Below are 20518 nucleotides of genomic sequence, written 5' to 3'. Positions count from 1 at the left end.
ATCTATAATAGCTACGCTATGGACACTTCTTTTTCCTTCTTCATGAGCAAAAAAGCCCAGATATGATCAAATAACAGCTGGTTTCTTCCATATAAGCGATTTCTTTGCTGTAGAAAGTTCTGCTTCCAGACCCAGTGGAATTGCAATGTTTGGAGAACAATGTCCTATATCAAAACCTGCCATCGCAGGACGATCTGCTTTTTTTAAGTACTCGATAATAACTTCCTCACAAGTAAAGGATGATTTATTCTTATTCGGCACACACTCATGAAAATTCCCCACAATGATGCCTGAAGCCTCCGTCAGTTTTCCAGCTTGCAGTAATTGCCTCAGCATTCGGTCTATTCGGTAGGGTTCCTCACAAATCTCTTCAATGAGAAGCAGTTTATTTCGAGTATCAATTTCATAAGGTGTACTGAGACTCGATACGATGAGCGACAAGTTCCCGCCAACAACAGCTCCGCTTGCTGTCCCCTCCACAATCGAAGTCAGTGTAGAGATCTCTTCGGTATACTCTATCGCCGTGGGTGTGAACAATTGTTGATATCCCGCTAGGGTAAGAGGATGAAGCGAACGATCATTTAAGGATGACAGCATCGGACCATGAAAAGTAATGAGCCCCGTATTCTTATATATCGCCTGATGTAAAAAAGTAATGTCACTGAATCCCCAGAAAATTTTCGGGTTGTGCTTAATACAATCATAATCAAGCAAATCCGCAATTCGAGCTGTTCCGTATCCCCCGCGCGCACAAATAATGGCCTTAATCTCCGGATTCTGAAACATATCGTTTAATTCCTTGGCCCTTTCTTCATCCGTTCCTGCTAAGTAACCATACTCACGAAATATGCTTTGACCGATCTCCACTCTTAGACCCATTTGAGTAAAATATGTTGTGCTCCTTACCATTTCTACTGGATCTGCATAACTGGCTAGTGCGGTAATTCCTATCAGATCTCCAGGACTAAGTTTCGCTGGATAGACGATATCCATATTCCTCATCCTCTCATAACCTTGACTTTCCTTCTTTTCCAGTTCTTAATAGAAAAGACAGGAGGCTTCTACATGACACTTTGGCGCAATATCAAAGCAGAGATTACAAGCTGGCCTCGTAATATCCAGCTTTTTTTTCTTGCTAATATACTTTATCAGATGGGTGGTGGGATGTTTTCCGTTCTCTATAATTTGTACATTCAAGATCTCGGGTTTGATGTCTCGATGAACGGCAGGGTCATTAGTATTCAGTCTATTGCTACTGCACTCCTATTTATTCCCATCGGGCTGATGGGAGACAAGATGAGCCGCAAACCGATTCTCATTATGGGGGCGTTGTTTAGTGGAATGACGTTTATGGGACGCTCTTTTGTAGAAGGTGATACCAGTATCCTCTTTCTTGCTGCTTCTTCTGGTATATTTGCTTCCTTCTTTCAAGTTCTAGCTATTCCTTTCCTTGCAGCCAATGTAACGAAAGACAACAGACTAAGATTGTTCAGTATTCATGCCTCGCTTGTACTTGCAGCACAAGTCATCGGAAGTCTTGGCGGAGGCATTCTCGCCGATGTACTGAAATCAGCAGGAATGAGCAGTGTATTAAGCTTGCAGTATGTACTTCTTATTGGCGGAATGGCTACTGTTCTTGGCACGTTACCGTTATTTTTTGTTAGAGAATCAGCTATACATAATAAGCAGCCTGCCCTGCTTCCTAAACAGCTTGATCTTGACACCGCACCAAAAATAGAAATACATAATCAAAAATCTTCTGCTTCCGATTGGAAATTCATCCGTCTGTTTTTCTTTACTCAACTGTTAATCGGAACAGGTTCAGGTCTTGTTGTCCCTTATTTAAACCTTTACTTTACCGACAGATTCAGTATCAGCCTTAGTCTGATGAGTATCCTGATCTCGCTTGGGCAAATCATGACCATCGTATCGATGATGATTGGTCCTTCGCTCGCAAACAAAGTCGGACCCGTTAAAGCAGTCGTTATATTCCAAATTCTCTCTCTTCCGTTTCTATTATTAACCGGATACACCTATTCGCTTGTTATGGCGTCTGTTAGTTTCCTGTTTAGACAAGCTTTAATGAATGCAGCAAATCCTATTTTTTCTTCTCTATTAATTGATCACGTGTCTGAAAAAAGGAGAGGGATTGCCAATTCTCTCATGCAGACCGCTTTTATGATCGGATGGGCTACGATGGGCCCTGTTCAATCTTATCTTGTGACTACCTTTGGCAGCTATCAAGGATATGCTATTACTTTCACGATTACAGGTCTCCTCTATGTGAGCGCTTCTGCTTTCTTCTATCTTATGTTACGTGATAAACGTAGATCGATGCCGTATAAGGCTTCGTTAAACCAAGGTGCGGCTGAGTAAAATAAACGAAAACACCAGCATAAAAAAAGCAATGGCCAGGACTTCTACCTTTCGAGAAGCCTTGTCATTGCTTTTTCTTTTATCATTTACCGCTGAGGAAACTCAGTATTCATGTAACGATAGGCGACTGCCAGCCGATCAGCAATGTGATTCACGACTTTTTTATCTCTCATATAACTCGTGTGACAGAATGGATTCCAAGAAGTCAGTAAGTTTCCGACATTAATACTCACATCGGCTTTAACAGCCCTCTCATAAGCGGGATCAATCTCACGGAGAGGATAACCTAATATATCGTCTTTGTCATAAAAGTTAACCCATTCTCCTTCAAGGCCAGGATATAAATCTTTTCCTTCTAATGCAGGAATCCGAATCGGTTTACTAAAGTCACGATAACGAAGGCTCCACAGAGGCAGTGTAGTCCCGAGTGAATAAAAATGAGTCAATGTTTCCCCCCGCTCCAGCGGAGAAGAGGTATCAATAACTCCTGGAGAGTGTCTTGAAATAAACTGCAGATCATAGAAAAAATTACTAGCAATCACGGTGCCTAAACTATGGGAAACAACGAAAAGGGGGGCAGTATTACCTATACGCTGGGATAAACGGTGGAGTGCATTACTTATGGATTGATGGACCGCATCATAATTATGTCCGTTCGTATCTACAGGTTGATAAGCAACAGCATCGGCTAGATAATACAGTAAATATCGTCTAAGTTTTTTGTATCGCAGTTTTTTATTTATAACCAAGTCACGATAAATCCGATCCTCATGATCACCGAAAACATCTCCCCAGTACACAGGTTCAATATCAATATAAGGTTTGGAAGAAGATACATTCATCATACCGGCAAAAGCTTGATCTAGTTTTTGTATGAACTTAGATGCAAATTCCTTATTCTGGAGGCCGAGACCATGGATAACGATAACCCCAATCTTTTGCATCTCGCTTCACTCCTTCCCATCTTTATCCTATAAAGATAAGGCTAATGACTTGACAGCATAGCAGATGTACTGGGTATTCGCGGTTTCCTTCGATTATATATGGTATGGATCAATTAGGTAAATGCCTCAAGTCCTTATTTTCAGGCTCTGTTAGATGTTTAAAAGCGCAATCGTCCCTGTTACGGTCAGCGTACTCAGAAGTGTGGAAAAAAAGACCGTCTGAGATGAGAATTCTGGTTCATTATTGAACTGAACAGCTAAAATCATACTGCTAAGTGAAGTCGGAACACAAGAAGAAACAATGAGTGCTTTTGCTACCAGCCCATCAATTCCAAGAAGCAGCACCGTGAGTGCCGCTAATAGCGGTCCCCCAATAAGTCTCATGGCGACCGAGATGGCTACGCTCAGACTCCCCTTTTTCGCAAACGTCCATTTCATAGCTCCCAGCTGCACACCAAGTGTTAGAAGAGCCATCCCGATAAAGGCAGCATACAAATAATTAAGAGGGATTTGAATCGTACTTGGGAGCTCAACACCGAGTAAACGGAGTAAAAATGCGAGTGGGATCGCATAAATAACAGGTTGGCCGGCAATGGTTCGCCAGATTCTCTTTCTATTCACCTGGTGTGCGTTTACGCTGTAGATTCCATAGGTATTGGGTAAAAACGACTGCAGCATCAGGATAATCACCTGAACTCCGAGTGTTAAAGGATTACCCGAAAAAGCAAGCTCATTAATAGGGAGTCCATAGTTAGCACTATTGGCAAACAATACGCTGTTCCTCATCGCCGCCGGCATACCGCCTTCGAGTCTGAGGAGTTTAATAACAAGAGAACAAAGGATATATTGCATGAGCATAAACAGAATAAAAAAGCCCATCACTTGTCCAAACAATGACATCGAAATATCCGTTGAGTATAGGAGATTAAAAACAACGGCAGGTGATAAAATATAGAAATTGATATTCGATAGTGTCTTGATATCGAGTCCTCTGGTTCGCTGGACAATGAATCCAATCGTCATGACTAAAAATAGAGGGATAACGTTATTAAGCAGGATGGAAAAGAACAAATTCATAACTGTATAAACCTCCAGATGAAAAACCTAAGAATGGGAAAAGTAAGGGTCATAATAAAATATGAAACGCTATCGTTTTTTTCAGCGTATAGATTGGGTAATGATTAAAAAGTGGTAACGAAAGGGTGCTCATATATGTTAAGGAAGCTTATTGACAAATTTCTTCGATCTACTGACCGCAGTAAAGGGAAAAGGTACTATAGCAGCTCAGCAAAGAAATATTCTAGACGGTACAGTAGCTCTCACCGCGCACCTAGATACCGCGGATCTTCCTCCGATCATAAATACAAACATGGAAAACAAGGACATGGTTATTATAAGAGTAGAAAATACAGTTCAAGCTAAAAATCATACTCCCTCTGTATTAGAGGGATTTTTTTATGTGGAAATTATAGCTGTTAACGCTGTTTTCAGTTCATCAGAACAATGAAACGGCTGCTTAATCCCAAGAAGCCGCTCAATAATAAGTTTCAGCTCTGCACTAAGACGAAGTTCCTCCTGCCAGCTCTGCTCCGTATGAGAAGTATGAAGATTCAACTCCGTTTCCCTCACCGGCACCTCATACGTGGAATACAGCATAAATAACATAAAGTGACCGATATCATACAGATCTGCTTGTTCGCTCGCTACCTTTCCAGTATTGCTTCTACTCTGAGCGGAAAGCTTCATAAAAAAAGAAGATTTAGGCAGCAATGGAGCTGCTCCTATTTTACGTGCCAGACCAAAATCAATCAGCGTTAATCTTCCATCATGAAAAAGCACATTAGGAATTCGCAGATCAAGATGGACGTAACCTTGATTATGAACGTATTCGATGAGATGAAGCAGCTGAAGTGTGATGAGAATCGTTTGTTTTTCATCATACTTTATTCCCTGTCCAAAGATCAGATCTTCCAGCGTATCCCCTTCCATGTAGGACATGACAAGATAACTTCTTCCCTTCTCTTGAAACAAATCGATAAAAGCGGGAATATCCGGATGCTGAAGGGCACTAATGATCTCCGCTTCCTGATTGAGAAGTTTCACTGCGTAATCACCTTTGCTAGGTCTTGCTTGTTTCACGGCTACTTCTTTACCTGTCGTACCATCTAGACACTTATATGTAATCCCGTAACTTCCTTCACCAAGAACCTCTTGCACTTCGTAACGTTGTCCTAAGCAGACTCCTTTCTCACGAGGATCGTCACGCCAAGCAGAGATGAAAGAATGAATGGTTGAATAAAGACGCAACAACTAACCTCCTCAAGGTAAACTGGTTCTCTTAAAGAGAATTTCCTATCCATCATTATAGCATGTTTGTAAATGTATCCTTGACCTCTTATGTATATACATTCTAAAATGGTACCACCTTCGATTACTATTTATAATCAAATAGAACGGGAGTGGCTTATTGGAAATTGAATTCATTTTGCTTCTAGTCGCATGCTCAATCCTTTTGTCATTTTTATTCCACCGTATGGATATCACAAGGAACACGAAGAAAGACAGGAACAAAACGGTGTTCGGTAGAATTTTCGTTATTTCGATTGTTATCGTTGTTTCTGGACTCATAGTGGGAGCATGGAATGGGCTTCTGATTTCTGCAATTGGAGTTCATCTGCTCATTCCTTCAATTTCAGCGTTATTAATGAATTTAATACTGAAAAAATACTCAAAAAAAAAGTCTAAGTAGGTTCTCAAACTTTAAAAAAAGCCGGCACGCAAACCTTATCTAAGGAATGCGTGCTGGCTTTTTTAGAATGATAACGTGTTTTCTCTTCTTGCAAAATCAACAAATTGAAATTTATCCAAACGATGTCTGGATTCTGAATATTGAAACAACGTTGTATCTTCAAGATGAACATAGCCGCGAACGACTACGACATGTGTATCTTCACCAATATCCATATACTCGTGGTCCATGCTTGTGGCTCGTTCAACCGAAATCACTTTTTTAGCATAGCTGATTTTAAGATTCAGTTCTTTTTCCAAATACTCATATATAGACTGTCCTGTAATATCCTTAGACAGATGAGGAACAATCGAAGCCAGTAAGAAATCAATATCCAGTATAATTCGTTCTCCGTCTATTTCCCTGGCTCGAACGACCCTCCATACTTTTGTATCCGCAGAGATCTGAAGATGCTTCGAAATAAACTCTCCAGCCTCAGTACATTCCGTAACATACACAAGGGTATTACTCAGCTTACCCATTCGTTCTGTCATTTCTTTATAACTGACCAGCCCGCTCACTGGGAAATTATAACGATCTCTTTCGAGAACGAATGAGCCTTTTCCTTTTACTTTATGAATATACCCATTCTGAGCAAGTAAGTTTAAGCCTTTGCGCACCGTTTCTCGCGTGATTTCATAATGTTGTGCCAATTCATGTTCTGAGGGCAGCTTACTGCCTGGTGCAAGAATTCCTGAGTCGATCTTTTCCGCGAAATCTTTATACAGAGTTACAAAAATATTATTCATCATCATATCACCAATCGTATTGTATCACGTTTTTATGAAAATGATTACAACTCAGATGACGCATTACTTACTTTAGTCAAAAGTTACCTTGAGGAGCGGAGCGGACGATTCAATAATGCCGCTTGCTAATTCTTCAACTTTTGGAGACGGCTCCTGTCCATCCGGAATAATAATCGGTGTAATAACAGGCAACCCAGCTTTTTCGATCGCTTCTTTATCAAACTCAAGTAATAATTGTCCCTCACTCACACTCATACCTGATTCGACATGTGTAGTAAATCCATTTCCTTTAAGTGAGACGGTATCGATTCCAACATGGATTAACACTTGGAACCCTTCCGTATCACTTAAAATCATCGCGTGTTTCGTCTTAGTCACATGTTCTACCGTTCCTTTAAATGGAGCGTAAACCTTACCTTCCTCCGGAATAATGGCAACCCCATCGCCCATCTGTTTCTGTGCAAAAGCAGGGTCAGGTACTTCAGATAACGGAACTACCTTACCGCTGAGTGGAGCTGCAATCGTCATTTCGCTTCTTTTTTGTGTATTGGAGTTTGCAGCATTCTGTTCAACATCCAAATTATTATCAGTGCGAACATCCATAGCTTCACCTGCTGCGGCCTGCTCATTGTTCACAGCCACACCAGATGATGCGTTTTCAGACTTCGTCTGTTCCCTCGACATACGCAGTTTTCCATACAGCAGCGTACCCGTAAAAGAAACGACAATAACGATTAACATACCAAGGAAGAAGATACCCCATTGATTAGGGAAGATCGAAAGAAATCCGGGAATACCGCCTACTCCGATCGAAGAAGCCAGTACATTATTCATGGCCAGCAGTACTCCGGCAATACCAGAACCGATCATACCGAAAATAAATGGGTAACGATAACGAATGTTAACTCCGAAGATTGCAGGTTCCGTTACACCAAGAAAAGCCGATACCGATGAAGTTGCAGCAAGTCCTTTTGCTTTTTGATCTTTAAGAATAAACATCATCGCGAGGGCAGCTGCACCTTGAGCAATATTAGATAGAGCAAGCATCGGCCATAGGAAGGTTCCACCCTGACTTCCAATTAGCTGAATATCTACAGCCAAAAATGTGTGATGGAACCCCGTAATAACTAGCAATGCATACAAACCGCCATAGATTAATCCGCCAAGTGCAGAGAAAGAGTCAAAAATACTAACTAGACCATTTGTAATCAGATTTCCGATGGAAAATGTAACAGGACCAACGACTGTAAATGCCAGGAAACCGGTTACTAGAAGAGCTACAGGCGCTACGACGAGCAGCTTAATCGAATCGCGTACTCTTTTATTAAGGAATCCTTCAATTTTAGCCAAGATGTAGGCAGAGACAAGAACAGGAAGAACTTGACCCTGATATCCAATTTTCTCTACTTCAAATCCAAATAGGTTCCATACCGGAACGGTCCCTTCAAGTGTTGCATTTGCATAATTGTAGGCACTTAATAGTTCTGGATTTACCAAAATGAGGCCCAAAACAATACCCAGCAGCGGACTTCCGCCAAATTGTTTAACGGCTGACCAACCAATCAGTACAGGCAGGAATGAGAAAGCTGTACTTGCGATTAGATTAATGATCGAAGCTACGTCTGCCCACTGAGGATATACTTCAATGAGAGATTGTCCTTCATAAAAAATATCAGGACCAGCCAATATATTGTTTAACCCGAGAAGCAAACCTGCCATAACGATCGCTGGAAGGATCGGGATAAAAATATCCGCGAGCATTTTAATTGCACGCTGGAGCGGATTTTGTTTTTTACTAGCAAGTGTCTTCACATCATCTTTTGATGCTCTGGACCCGCCCGTAAGTTTCATCATTTCATCATAGACCTGATCTACGAGACCAGGACCGATGATCACTTGGAACTGACCTTGTGAAGAGAAGTGCCCTTTGACTAGGGCATTCTCTTCCAAAGCTTGTGCGTCTACTTTGCTCTCATCTGCGAGCGCAAAGCGAAGTCTAGTCACACAGTGGGTAGCTGCTTCAATATTCTCTTTGCCACCCACAGCTTGAACGATTCGTTCAACCTGTTTTTGATCTATTTTAGACATAGCGTTTGTTCTCCCTTATTTATTAGTAGAATCTCCAGCATTTGAAATTAACCACATATGGGATGCATAAGGTGATAATTCAACACTTGATGTCAGCTTCTTATCGCCTGCCGTATTTGACAGGAGGAGTGTTGCATCCTTTTCCATAAGATGCTTCTCTACAAACGTACCTGGCAATTCAAATTGAACCGTCTTATCACTAAAATTCGAAATCACAACCAGTGTCTCTTCTTCATTCATTCTTGCGTAAGCGAAAACTTCAGGATGAGCATGATCAAGACGAGTAAAAGTACCGTCTGTAATGACTTTAACTTCTTTACGGAGCTCTATAAGCTTACGGTAATGATGATAGATGGAATCTGGATCTTCTACTTGCTGTTTCGCATTAATTTCTTTATATCGTTCATCGATCTTAATCCAAGGAGTCCCGCTCGTGAATCCTGCTTGATCGCTATCATCCCATAGCATAGGAATCCGCGAGTTATCCCGGGACCGAACTTTTACAATGTGAGACGCTTCTTCTGGGGATTTACCGCGCTCGATTAGAATTTGATACATATTAAGCGACTCGACATCCCTGAATTCTGACATGTCATTCCATACTGGATCAGGCATGCCGATCTCTTCTCCCTGATAGATATAAGGTGTACCTTGCATACCATGGAGAGTTGTTGCTAACATTTTAGCGCTCTCGTTCCGGTATTCCCCATCATTTGTGAACCGCGTAAGAGCCCGCGGCTGATCATGATTGTTCCAGAACAAAGCATTCCATCCGCCGCCTTGCTGCATACCCGTCTGCCAATACGACAGTACGCTCTTTAGTTCTTCAAAGTCATAAGGCTTCAGTTCCCATTTCTGACCATTCGGATAATCAACCTTTAAATGATGGAAATTAAACGTCATTGAGAACTCATTCTCTTCTGGATTCGAATATCGAATGCATTGTTCAAGTGTAGTCGAAGACATTTCTCCCACGGTTACAATATTATAAGGTCTAAATACCTTCTCATTGAGTTCCTTAATATATTCGTGCACACGTGGACCGTCTGTGTAAAATTTGCGTCCATCACCTGGAGCCACAGAACCATCATCGTCAGGGAAGCGTTGGTCTTTGGATATCAGATTGATCACATCCATTCTAAAACCGCTTACGCCTTTCTCAGCCCAAAACGTCAAAATATCGACGACTTCTTGTCTTACTTTTTCATTCTCCCAGTTTAGGTCAGCTTGTGTTTTGTCAAAAAGAGTAAGGTAATACTGCTTCGTACCTTCGTCATATTGCCATGCAGGTCCGCCAAACTTAGACTGCCAATTGTTTGGTGGTCCACCATCTGCAGCAGGATCTTTCCATATATAGTAATCTCGGTATGGATTATCACGTGAAGAACGCGCTTCCTTAAACCATTCATGCTCAGTGGAGGAATGATTCACGACAATATCAATCATGAGATGCATATCTCTTTTTTTCATTTCGTGAATTAACTCGTCCATATCTTCCATTGTGCCAAAAGCAGGATCAATACTATAATAATCTGCCACATCGTAACCGTTATCATTTTGTGGCGATACATATACAGGTTGCAGCCAAACCATATCAATTCCAAGACCTTTAATATAATCCAGCTTCTTAATTAAACCTTGAATATCTCCTGTTCCCTTACCGGTAGTATCACAAAAGCTCTTCGGATAGACCTGATAAATGGCCCCGGTCTTCCACCATTCAGAAGAAGCGTTCTTATTTAGCATGTTCACTTGAATAACTCCTCCTTATTTTTCATTTAAACTTGTATATACAGGTTGTTATGGTTTCATAATAAACCTGTATATACATGTTGTCAATACACTTTTAAACGATACACTAAATTTAAACACTAAAAGCCCAAGTAAAGCATTCCTGACGTAAAAGAATCTGACCGCAGTCTTCTCTTATCAACAGGTTACTTATACTTGAGCTGATTTTTTTCTTCTCTAAATAGAAATTTTTGTTGTTTTTAGTCCATGATTGAAATTCACGGAATTAAGTAATAAGTGTGAGATTCTGATGCATTATTTTATAAAGCGCATCCCTACTGAATAATCCTCATTGTAGCTTACTAAGATTGGATCCCTTAAATAAACTGAGCACCCAGTGACACCACGAAACTTCTTCTTTATTTAAAAAATGACTTCTGCGGAGAAGAATATATTTACCGAATTTTTTCGATGTGGTCGTAATCTGTTCTTGATTTACTTTTTCTATTTCAGTCGCTTGTAAAGATACTTGTTGGTTTAATTTTACCAATCGATCTTCGATCAATTTTTTAGCACTTTCCTCATCCTTAAGCCAAATTGCATATACTTTAATCAAAAAATCATCTCGAATAATTTGATTGCTGGCCGGTTCCTTGATCCAAGATTCTAAGGTTATTCTTCCTTTTTCAGTTATCGAATATATTTTTTTGTTTGGCTTCCCGATTTGTTCGATATATTCATAGGACAGGAAACCCTTCTGTTCCATTTTGGTGAGAAGAGGATAAATCTGGCTGTGTTTCGCTGGCCATAACATATCCAGACAAGAAGCCAATTTATAACCTGAGCTAGGTCTTTTACTTAATACGCTCAGAATCGCATAACCAAGAGTATTCATTTGCCTCATTCCTTATATTAATTGAGTTTTTTTAAAAAATCCTTGACCTCACTTTATCTTGAACTTTATCTTGAACTACATTCTATTCTAACCTGTTTTTCATTAAAAAACCCCGCAACCATTTATGATTGCAGGGTTTTGTGAGTATTAGTATTTTCTTAAAAAAGAAGGTGAACTGTTAAAAAGCTCTTGGCTAATTACACGATGACACTCGGTTTGAATTCTTTCTATCGTTTGCGTTGAATTAGCTAAGATACGAATCAAGATCCCTGTGACTGGCAATAACGATAATCCAATATTGTATTCTTTTGTATCTTCGTGTATTGCATGATATAGCCGGTCCAAAAGTTCATTGTCCGCCTGTTCTCCGATCAGCATCATGGAACCAAGATGCGTATATCCTTCCATGTAACCAAGAGAAGCAATGTTCTGTGAAGAAGGATTCAATTTAATATGATCATATACAGCGAGTTCATCGTCAATATAGATCTCAGTCATTAACTGAAGCAGATCATAACTAAACTTAGTTCCTTCTGGAGACCACCCCGAAGTAATGATATCTGAATAGAGAAAAGTAGAACCTTTCTCCATTCGCACTACTGTTTTTTGAACATATTTAGCATCCTGATACCCAATAAGCGGATCCGTAATATATTCAAGATAGCTGCCCTTTTTAAGCGTGAATTCTGTCTCCTGATAGGCAGGTTTATTCGGAGTTTTGTATATTTTAGTAGCCGATTGGGTAGTTAGAGTCATCCGGGCTTGTTCCGCCAGCGATACTTTCATCTGATAGCGGTCACCGTCTAGGAATCCGCCGCCTGGGTTCAGAATGTAATAGCATGGCTGTCCCGAATGATCATGGTAAATCGGACGCATTACTTTGAAAGCACCTTGGAAATACACATTTTTTGCGACAGTTTTTCCGTGTCTTTCTTCCGCATCTAATCGCAGAATCCCTGTCCAGTCTTCCATTCTATTCTAATCCCTTTAAGAATGCATTATTTTTAATCCAGTCAATGACATCATCAAGTCCTTTGTTATCCTTCAGGTTCGTAAATACAAATGGTTTGTTGCCACGGAAAACCTTAGTATCAGATTCCATAACTTCAAGGCTTGCGCCCACATAAGGTGCCAAATCGGTTTTGTTAATAATAAACAAATCAGATTTAATCATCCCTTGTCCGCCTTTACGCGGAATTTTTTCACCTTGTGCTACGTCGATGATGTAGATGGAGAAATCAACTAGCTCAGGGCTGAATGTCGCAGCTAGATTATCGCCACCGCTTTCTACGAAAATAAGCTCAACATCAGGATGTTTTTCTTTCAGTTCATCGATAGCAGCGAAGTTCATAGAAGCATCTTCTCGGATCGCCGTATGCGGACATCCACCTGTTTCAACACCGATGATACGATCTGCTGGAAGAACTCCATTTTGCATCAAAAATTTAGCATCTTCCTTGGTATAGATGTCGTTTGTTACGACCGCCATACTGATTTCGCCTTCCAGATGACGAGTCAATTTCTCAACAAGCATCGTTTTACCTGCCCCAACAGGTCCGCCAACTCCAATTTTAATTGGTTCCATTATATAAACACTTCTTTCTTTGATTAAATTTATGACATAAAAATACGAATATTTACACGTTCATGCTTCATTTGTGATAACTCAAGTCCTGGTGAAATAATTCCAAAATCATGTTCAGCCATTACCATAATTTTCTCCGTTGCTTTTATCAAATCTCCTTGAAATTGCTGTATGACTTTTTGGCCAGCCGTCTGACCCAAAGGAATCGCACGCACAGCATTTTGAACAAGACTTGATAGAATCGAATACAAATAATATAAAATGGTTGTTGATTTGGAAACACCGAGATGATGCCCAATCATCGTAAAGACGATGGCAGGGTGTCCGAAGCATTTCTTCGTCTTGATCTGCTCCCGGTACTGCTTAAGAACCGGTACTTCATACATAGATCCAACAAGATTTAACATACGATCGCCCATCTTTTTCGTGCCTTCTCTTGTCTCACGCGGTAAGTTTTGTACAGATAGCAGCCGATCCATTTTCCACACAGCTTCCAAGTTCTCTTCCTCTAAAGCTTCATACACCATACGAGAAGCAAGTCCATCCGTATGGACAAGCTGTTCATATAAGTACACATGTAACCATTCAGAGAAAGTTTGCTCATTATACACAAGATCTTCCTGAATATAGCTCTCCAGACCATAAGAATGACTGAAAGCCCCTGTTGGAAAATTGGAATCACACAGTTGAAATAAGGAAAGCGTGTTCTTATCCATGACTGTGGCCGATATGGCGGAATGCTTGTTTCACTTTTCTTTCTTCCCGCTCATAAGGGATTTCCAGTTGATTCAACAATTCTTCAACAAGATAATCATACTGAACAAGCATTTCATCACCTTCAAATTGGGCTGGAAGATGGCGATTTCCTAATTGATGGGCAATGGTCCCCATTTCATTTAGGCTGCGCGGACGAATGACGATGAGATCATCGGAAGTGACATCAATCATAATGATGTCTTTATCATCCATATACAGAATATCTCCGGCGATCAGATCACGCTGTTCTTTCAGGCGAATACCAATTTCTTTACCGTGGTCTGTTTTGACACGTTGGATTCGTTTTACTAGATCAGAACTTTCAAGATACACCTTTTCAATATGGTGTTTCTCTATTTCTTCTTTAGATAGGTTTTCTATATTTGTTACGACTTTTTCAATAATCAATGTTCTCTCACCTCAGAATAAGAAATAGCGCTGACCCATAGACACGCGATCAACAGGTTCACATGTAATTAATTCTCCATTAACTCTTACCTCGTACGTTTGCGGGTCAACCGTAATCTCTGGCGTTTCGGAATTCAATTTCATATCTTTCTTTGTTAGATTGCGAATGCCGTGTACAGGAAGAATGATTTTTTCCAATCCTAATTTCTCGTGAACCTTCAGGTCGTAAGCGGATTGTGAGATAAAGGTTGCAGATGTGCTGGAAAGTGCTTTTCCATACTGTGCATACATCGGACGATAAATGACCGGCTGCGGTGTAGGGATCGAAGCATTCGCGTCACCCATCAAGCTCTGAACAACCATACCATTTTTGATGATCATTTCCGGTTTTACACCAAAGAAGGCTGGAGACCAAATAACAAGGTCGGCCATTTTCCCTACTTCAATAGAACCTACATATTCTGAGATCCCATGAGTAATCGCTGGGTTAATGGTATATTTAGCAACAAATCGTTTTGCACGGTTATTATCCGACATTGCGCTGTCGCCTTGCAAAGAACCACGTTGTTTTTTCATTTTGTCAGCCGTCTGCCATGTACGAAGGATAACTTCGCCAATACGGCCCATAGCTTGAGCATCGGAGCTGACCATACTGAACACGCCCATGTCTTGCAGGATATCTTCAGCAGCAATGGTTTCACGGCGAATCCGGGAATCTGCAAAAGCAAGATCCTCAGGGATCGATGGATTCAAATGGTGACATACCATAAGCATATCTAGATGTTCGTCAATGGTATTGACTGTATAAGGTAATGTTGGATTCGTAGATGATGGAAGAACATTCATATAACTGGCCGACTTAATCAAATCGGGAGCATGTCCTCCGCCTGCACCTTCCGTATGATACATATGAATAACGCGGTCTTTAATGGCAGCCATCGTGTTCTCCATGAAGCCACCTTCATTTAAGGTATCCGCATGAACTGCCACTTGGACATCATATTTATCTGCTACCGTCAGTGCATTATCAAGCGCCGATGCTGTAGCACCCCAGTCTTCATGAACTTTTAGACCAATCGCTCCTGCGCGTACTTGTTCTGCTAGAGGCTCTTCCGCTGCAGCTTGTCCTTTACCCGTGAAACCAACATTGATAGGCATTCCCTCTGCTGCTTCCAGCATACGATGGATGTTCCATTCCCCAGGAGTGACCGTCGTTGCTTTTGAACCTGCAGCAGGTCCCGTTCCTCCGCCAATCAGTGTAGTCAGACCAGATGATAAAGCAGTTTCGATCTGTGCAGGGTTAATAAAGTGAACATGCGTATCGATTCCCCCAGCCGTCACAATCATTCCTTCTCCGGCAATAATCTCGGTAGAAGCTCCGATCACGATGTCCACATTATCCATAACTAATGGATTCCCTGCATTCCCGATTCCGGAAATTTTTCCATCTCTGATTCCGATATCTGCTTTATAAATACCAGTGTAATCCAGAATAATTGCATTGGTAATAACTACGTCAGGTATTCCATCTCCGCGTGTTACGAGCGGATGCTGACCCATTCCATCACGGATGACTTTACCGCCGCCGAATACGACTTCATCCCCATACGATGTATAATCTTTTTCAATCTGAATAATTAAATCTGTATCCGCCAAACGTATTGAATCCCCTGTTGTTGGTCCATACATTTGAGAATACTGAGTTCTTGGCATACGAAAACTCATTATTTAACTCCACCTTCCACGGATCCATCCGTTTTATTATTAAACCCATACACACGGCGTTCTCCGCCATAAGGAACCACTTCAACTATTTTTTCGTCCCCTGGTTCAAAACGAACCGCCGCACCTGCTGGAATGTTCAGATGCATGCCAAAACCTTCTTCACGATTAAACTCAAGTGCACCATTTACTTCGTAAAAATGAAAATGAGATCCAACTTGAACAGGACGGTCTCCTGTATTTTTCACTTTGATTTTAGAAGGTGTCTTATCAGCGTTACAGATAATCTCTTCTTCTTTCAGGAAAATTTGTCCCGGTATCATTTCTGTATTCCTCCTATCAATTCGTACTAGCGAATTGGACTGTGTATTGTTACCAATTTTGTTCCATCAGGGAAAGTAGCTTCCACTTGAATATCGTGAATCATCTCTGGAATTCCTTCCATCACATCATCACGTGTTAAAATCGTTGCTCCGAATTCCATCAGTTCAGCAACTGTTTTTCCATCACGTGCACCTTCAAGCACTTCATAAGTGATATAAGCGATGGCTTCCGGATGATTTAATTTGAGTCCTCTTTCTTTTCTACGTTTGGCAAGATCAGCAGCCACCACAATTAATAGTTTGTCAATCTCACGCGGCAATAAGTGCATAGTTCAGCCTCCAAAATCCATCATTATTTTTAAAAATTGTCGAAAAACCTGTGGGTTAGGACCTATCAAAGAGAATATACCACTCTTATTCGAGATTAAGATTGCTAACCTAGTATACTTACTATATCATAATTTATATATACCACAAATTGCATATACTTATTATACACGAAATTCGACACGATATGTCAAATTTTTCACAACCCTTTCCCAGCTACTCACATAACAAAGGTTAAAAAGGAGACTACAATGCATTTAGATATTCAGAAGTCAGTTTATAAGGAAACGATTTCTCCGCTAATTTCTGCCGTTTTCAAAGGAGTATCCCAAGTTATATTTATTGAAAATGCATTTACAGGACTCCTTATTACCATTGCAATTATGTTTTCTTCCGTATCGCTTGGTATCATTGCCTTACTATCTTCTCTCATTGCTGTGTTGATTGGAAGACTCGGAGGAGCGAATCGAACGCTCATAAACCAGGGACTGCTTGGATATAACTCCGTGTTAGCCGGCATAGCCATCTCTCTCAATCTACAAGGCGGCATTCGTTTTGTTATTGCGATGGCTGGAGCTGTCGTGGCCGCTCTATTTACTGTCGCGATCATGCAATTAATGGAGCATCTGAACGTACCTGCACTTACGTTTCCTTACATTATTATGACTTGGTTTCTACTGCTTGCGTCCTATCGCCTTGGTGTGTTCCGGTTGAATCCTAACCTTACTCCTCAGGATCTGTCTCATCTGGATCTCCATTTCGAGGGTACGATGAATTGGATAGAGGGAACGGTCTCCGGTGTTGGACAAGTTTTCTTCCAAGACACCTTCTGGTCAGGGATTTTGATTTTAATTGGGATATTTTGGGCTGGGTGGAAACTTGGACTTTATGCTGTCCTTGGTTCCGTTGTTGCCATGTTAACCGCCTACTTTTTAGGGGCAGAAGTCTCTATGCTCAATTCAGGACTTTATGGATTTAATGCTGTATTAACGATGTTAGCAGTTGGGGTTGTTTTTGATGCAAAAAGCCGCTTCGCACCCATAACCGGTATTATTGCGGCTATTGTATCCGTACCTGTTACCGCAAGTGTAACCACTTGGATGATGCCGTACGGCCTTCCAACTCTGACAATGCCTTTTGTTCTATCCACTTGGCTATTTCTTGCCGCAAGAAAAGCGCTTCCTAACATTTAGTAATCGGGTACTCGCGGCTTAGAAGGACATCAATCTATCCCCTTAGGAGATTAACAGCAAAAAGAGAGATCCCATCAAGACTCATCTCTCTTCTGCTACCTGAGGGGATTTTTTGTTCTTGTATCCCTCTCATACCTTCTCTTCTGTTACATCTGCTCAGGTTTCTTACCTTGGATGGCAAGCAAATACATCTTCATTCCCGTCGCATTTTGCGCAGCCCAAGTGCGATAAGAAACGGCAGCCTCAACCCGTTCCTCTTCCGTAAGATAACCATCAGATACCAGTTGTTTGCCGCGACTTTCTGCTACTTCGGCCCAAATTGCGATTCTGTTCTCAAAATCAAGATCTCCTCTTGATGTTTTTTCATGCTGTTCATACTCTATTACATGCTCAAGTCCTGCTTCTTCAAAACGGGAAACCAGCTGATCTGCGATTTCATTTGACATACCGCTGTCCTGTCTCCACTTCAGAAACGCGGAATAAAAGTGTAAAAAGGCTTCCGGCGGTGCGGGAGACCATTCTATTTTTTCATGATTATAATCCAGAACAAGCAGCGTACCGCCTGGTTTCACAGCATCGACCATTTGCTCTAATGCTTTCTGTGGTTCCGACAGCCACTGCAGGACACGTGCGGCCGTAATCACATCATATGTATTTTCATAAGGCAGATTGTAAATATCAGCCACTTCAAATTCAAGATTCGTTAGGTAATCTGAATGTTCTTTTGCTTCTTGTATCAAACGTTCGCTTACATCGATTCCGGTGACCTTCCCTTCTGTTCCTACCCTTTCCGCAATTCCTCGGGTAATAGCACCGCTGGCACAGCCTACATCAAGTACAGACATGCCCGACTGCAGGAGTGCTGCAAGTCTCCGGTTTGATGCTTCAAGCGATCGCTGATTAACAATAACGGAAGTCCCTGCCGGCATCGATGCCCGGTTACGTGATATATGGTTCATATTCATTCCTTCTTTCTATAAGTTATCCCTTATTGTAATGGAAATTAATTGCTTTTTATATAAAAAGATAGAAAAAAACCTTGAGATCCTTCTGTATACAACAGAATGTGAACTCAAGGTTCCTATTTTCACTTATGATTGTATTTTGCTGAACTGTTCTAGCATGGCTTCGAGTGCTTCCAGTTCATCTTTTCCTTTTGCGGACAGGCGAAGACGGGTTCCAGGTATAATCGGTTGAAAGATCATTCCGAGCAAGCTTTTCACATCTATGATATGTTCGTGCTCATCTTTATCTACATAGGAGAGAACAATCTGAGATATAAATCGGGAAGCCAAGTTCGAGATTTGAATTAATTCAAACCGATCAATATTCGAATGAACTGTGAATTCATGAACTCTCACATTCGCCACTTCCTTTTCGAATCTACTTTAAGTTATTGCTCACATGTTTTCGTAAATCTATTCTAATTCAAATTCAAGAAATGGTAAATGTTGCTTTTTGTCCAATTCGTGTAAAGGTCATCCGCATTAACCTTGTAAACTGGAAGTGAATACATTATGGACGTGTATATTGTCAACCGGCTTGCCTAATGCAGCTGTCATGAGTACGAAAGCAACATCTTGTTTTGGATACATCCAAACCATACATCCACCCATTCCATTATGACCATAAATTTCACGCTCTATAAATCCTTTATGGCGGACTGGAGTCTTCCATACGAAACCATAATCGGAATCGACCTCTTCGATATGGAGCGTTTGAGGTGTGATCATTTGTTTAAAAGTCGCAGGCTTAATTAAGAAACTGCCTTCTTGGGTTTCCGTTTGTCTTAACATGGATTTAGCGAAAAGCAGCAGGTCGTCTGCTGTGCTGAATAGACCACCAAATGGAATTTTAGCCGCTACAAATGAATCCATATGACTTGCCATCGCTTCCGCTCCCGCTATAGGTGCTATTCTCGATTGATCCTGATGAACCCCGCCAAAATTAGTATCTTTCATTCCAAGCGGTTCAAAAATATGCCTGTGTAGATATTCTTCATACGTCATGCCGCTTATCCGTTCTATAATCTCAGCGAGTACCGTAAATGCCGCATTGTTATAGCTGACTTTCTGCCCAAGGGCAGACTCTAAGTGACTCTCCGCAAGTGCAGTATATAGATGAGGATGGAGTAAGCCATCAGGAGCATGTTTACCCTGAGCGCATTCCATTAAATAACGTTGATCGAGTCCACATGTATGAGTAAGCAGATGCCATAACGCAAGCTTATCTTTCCCGTGTTCCGCAAAATCCGGTAGAATTTTGCTTACTAATTGTCCTGGATGAAGCAAGCCTTTCTCCCAAAGTTGCATAATGGCAAGTCCAATCATCGGCTTTGTTATAGAGAATACAGGAAATATCGTCTTACTATTAATTTCTCTACCATCTTCATAAGTGCCATAAGAGCGAAGATCGAGAATTTCATCGCGGTTCGTAATGCCAAATACAGCGGAAGGCCATTTCTTATTGATTACATTTTGCTCTATAAAATGATAGATAGGATCGAATCCAGAAGATGAATAATTCACTAGCGAAACCCTCCAAGTCATATGTCTATTCTTTACTATGGTAACATGGAAATTGCTAGGTTACAAAACAAAACCGTTTCGCTCCTTGTCAGGAATGAAACGGTT

Annotated in this window: 21 protein-coding genes; 3 read left to right on the top strand and 18 right to left on the bottom strand. The window is 41.0% G+C overall.

What is annotated here, in order from left to right; genetic code table 11:
- Positions 1-66: 66 nt before the first annotated feature.
- Positions 67-1002, bottom strand: coding sequence for a S66 peptidase family protein (locus tag KJS58_RS05885; protein ID WP_374705787.1), 936 nt, complete (start codon positions 1000-1002; stop codon positions 67-69).
- A gap of 63 nt (positions 1003-1065) precedes the next feature.
- Here KJS58_RS05885 and KJS58_RS05880 point away from each other — a divergent pair, with 63 nt between their 5' ends.
- Positions 1066-2376 (top strand): MFS transporter, encoded by a 1311-nt coding sequence (locus KJS58_RS05880; protein WP_213531353.1) that lies wholly within the window; start codon positions 1066-1068, stop codon positions 2374-2376.
- Between the two features lie 86 nt (positions 2377-2462).
- On the opposite strand, the gene KJS58_RS05875 is transcribed toward KJS58_RS05880, so the two are convergent.
- The 3 genes from KJS58_RS05875 to KJS58_RS05865 all read right to left on the bottom strand — a co-directional run bounded on the left by KJS58_RS05875 (position 2463) and on the right by KJS58_RS05865 (position 5627).
- A complete protein-coding gene (locus KJS58_RS05875; protein WP_213531352.1) occupies positions 2463-3320 on the bottom strand; it encodes a chemotaxis protein in 858 nt (285 codons plus the stop codon).
- A 150-nt stretch (positions 3321-3470) separates the two neighbouring features.
- Complete coding sequence (locus KJS58_RS05870; protein WP_213531351.1) at positions 3471-4397, bottom strand: AEC family transporter; 927 nt, start codon at positions 4395-4397, stop codon at positions 3471-3473.
- Positions 4398-4775: 378 nt separating this feature from the next.
- A complete protein-coding gene (locus KJS58_RS05865; RefSeq protein WP_213531350.1) occupies positions 4776-5627 on the bottom strand; it encodes a serine/threonine protein kinase in 852 nt (283 codons plus the stop codon).
- 160 nt (positions 5628-5787) lie between these two features.
- Between KJS58_RS05865 and KJS58_RS25750 the strand changes: the two genes are divergently transcribed.
- Positions 5788-6069, top strand: coding sequence for a YesK family protein (locus KJS58_RS25750; RefSeq protein WP_374705786.1), 282 nt, complete (start codon positions 5788-5790; stop codon positions 6067-6069).
- Positions 6070-6131: 62 nt separating this feature from the next.
- On the opposite strand, the gene treR is transcribed toward KJS58_RS25750, so the two are convergent.
- The 11 genes from treR to KJS58_RS05810 form a co-directional block, all read right to left on the bottom strand.
- Positions 6132-6860 (bottom strand): trehalose operon repressor, encoded by a 729-nt coding sequence (gene treR / locus KJS58_RS05860; RefSeq protein WP_213531349.1) that lies wholly within the window; start codon positions 6858-6860, stop codon positions 6132-6134.
- A gap of 69 nt (positions 6861-6929) precedes the next feature.
- The gene (gene treP, locus KJS58_RS05855; RefSeq protein WP_213531348.1) at positions 6930-8945 is read right to left on the bottom strand and encodes a PTS system trehalose-specific EIIBC component; all 2016 of its coding nucleotides are present in this window, start codon (positions 8943-8945) and stop codon (positions 6930-6932) included.
- A gap of 15 nt (positions 8946-8960) precedes the next feature.
- Positions 8961-10691 carry an alpha,alpha-phosphotrehalase gene (gene treC, locus KJS58_RS05850; RefSeq protein ID WP_213531788.1) on the bottom strand — a complete coding sequence of 577 codons (1731 nt, stop codon included), beginning with the start codon at positions 10689-10691 and terminating at the stop codon, positions 8961-8963.
- A 334-nt stretch (positions 10692-11025) separates the two neighbouring features.
- Positions 11026-11580, bottom strand: a complete 555-nt coding sequence (locus tag KJS58_RS05845) for a PadR family transcriptional regulator (RefSeq protein ID WP_213531347.1) — start codon at positions 11578-11580, stop codon at positions 11026-11028.
- 138 nt (positions 11581-11718) lie between these two features.
- Positions 11719-12543, bottom strand: a complete 825-nt coding sequence (locus tag KJS58_RS05840) for an urease accessory protein UreD (RefSeq protein WP_213531346.1) — start codon at positions 12541-12543, stop codon at positions 11719-11721.
- Position 12544: 1 nt separating this feature from the next.
- Positions 12545-13156, bottom strand: coding sequence for an urease accessory protein UreG (ureG, locus tag KJS58_RS05835; protein WP_213531345.1), 612 nt, complete (start codon positions 13154-13156; stop codon positions 12545-12547).
- A gap of 29 nt (positions 13157-13185) precedes the next feature.
- Complete coding sequence (locus KJS58_RS05830; protein ID WP_213531344.1) at positions 13186-13872, bottom strand: urease accessory protein UreF; 687 nt, start codon at positions 13870-13872, stop codon at positions 13186-13188.
- The gene (gene ureE, locus KJS58_RS05825) at positions 13865-14320 is read right to left on the bottom strand and encodes an urease accessory protein UreE (protein WP_213531343.1); all 456 of its coding nucleotides are present in this window, start codon (positions 14318-14320) and stop codon (positions 13865-13867) included. The genes KJS58_RS05830 and ureE overlap by 8 nt, the downstream gene beginning before the upstream one ends.
- A gap of 12 nt (positions 14321-14332) precedes the next feature.
- Positions 14333-16045 (bottom strand): urease subunit alpha, encoded by a 1713-nt coding sequence (ureC, locus tag KJS58_RS05820; RefSeq protein ID WP_213531342.1) that lies wholly within the window; start codon positions 16043-16045, stop codon positions 14333-14335.
- Positions 16045-16365, bottom strand: coding sequence for an urease subunit beta (locus tag KJS58_RS05815; protein ID WP_213531340.1), 321 nt, complete (start codon positions 16363-16365; stop codon positions 16045-16047). Before KJS58_RS05815 ends, ureC begins: the two co-directional genes overlap by 1 nt.
- A gap of 26 nt (positions 16366-16391) precedes the next feature.
- The gene (locus KJS58_RS05810) at positions 16392-16694 is read right to left on the bottom strand and encodes an urease subunit gamma (RefSeq protein ID WP_213531338.1); all 303 of its coding nucleotides are present in this window, start codon (positions 16692-16694) and stop codon (positions 16392-16394) included.
- A 249-nt stretch (positions 16695-16943) separates the two neighbouring features.
- Between KJS58_RS05810 and KJS58_RS05805 the strand changes: the two genes are divergently transcribed.
- Positions 16944-17885, top strand: coding sequence for an urea transporter (locus tag KJS58_RS05805; RefSeq protein ID WP_213531336.1), 942 nt, complete (start codon positions 16944-16946; stop codon positions 17883-17885).
- Positions 17886-18031: 146 nt separating this feature from the next.
- Here the strand turns inward: KJS58_RS05805 and KJS58_RS05800 are convergent, their stop codons facing one another.
- From KJS58_RS05800 to KJS58_RS05790, 3 genes are all read right to left on the bottom strand, one after another.
- The gene (locus KJS58_RS05800; RefSeq protein ID WP_213531335.1) at positions 18032-18844 is read right to left on the bottom strand and encodes a class I SAM-dependent methyltransferase; all 813 of its coding nucleotides are present in this window, start codon (positions 18842-18844) and stop codon (positions 18032-18034) included.
- A gap of 132 nt (positions 18845-18976) precedes the next feature.
- A complete protein-coding gene (locus tag KJS58_RS05795; protein WP_213531333.1) occupies positions 18977-19246 on the bottom strand; it encodes an HPr family phosphocarrier protein in 270 nt (89 codons plus the stop codon).
- Positions 19247-19372: 126 nt separating this feature from the next.
- Positions 19373-20413, bottom strand: a complete 1041-nt coding sequence (locus KJS58_RS05790; protein ID WP_213531331.1) for a serine hydrolase domain-containing protein — start codon at positions 20411-20413, stop codon at positions 19373-19375.
- Positions 20414-20518 lie beyond the last annotated feature (105 nt).

The sequence above is a fragment of the Paenibacillus sp. J45TS6 genome, assembly GCF_018403285.1.
In the GTDB taxonomy this organism is placed as follows: domain Bacteria; phylum Bacillota; class Bacilli; order Paenibacillales; family Paenibacillaceae; genus Paenibacillus.
Note: the sequence above shows the minus strand (reverse complement) of the source record. Positions and strands in the feature narration are given on the sequence as shown.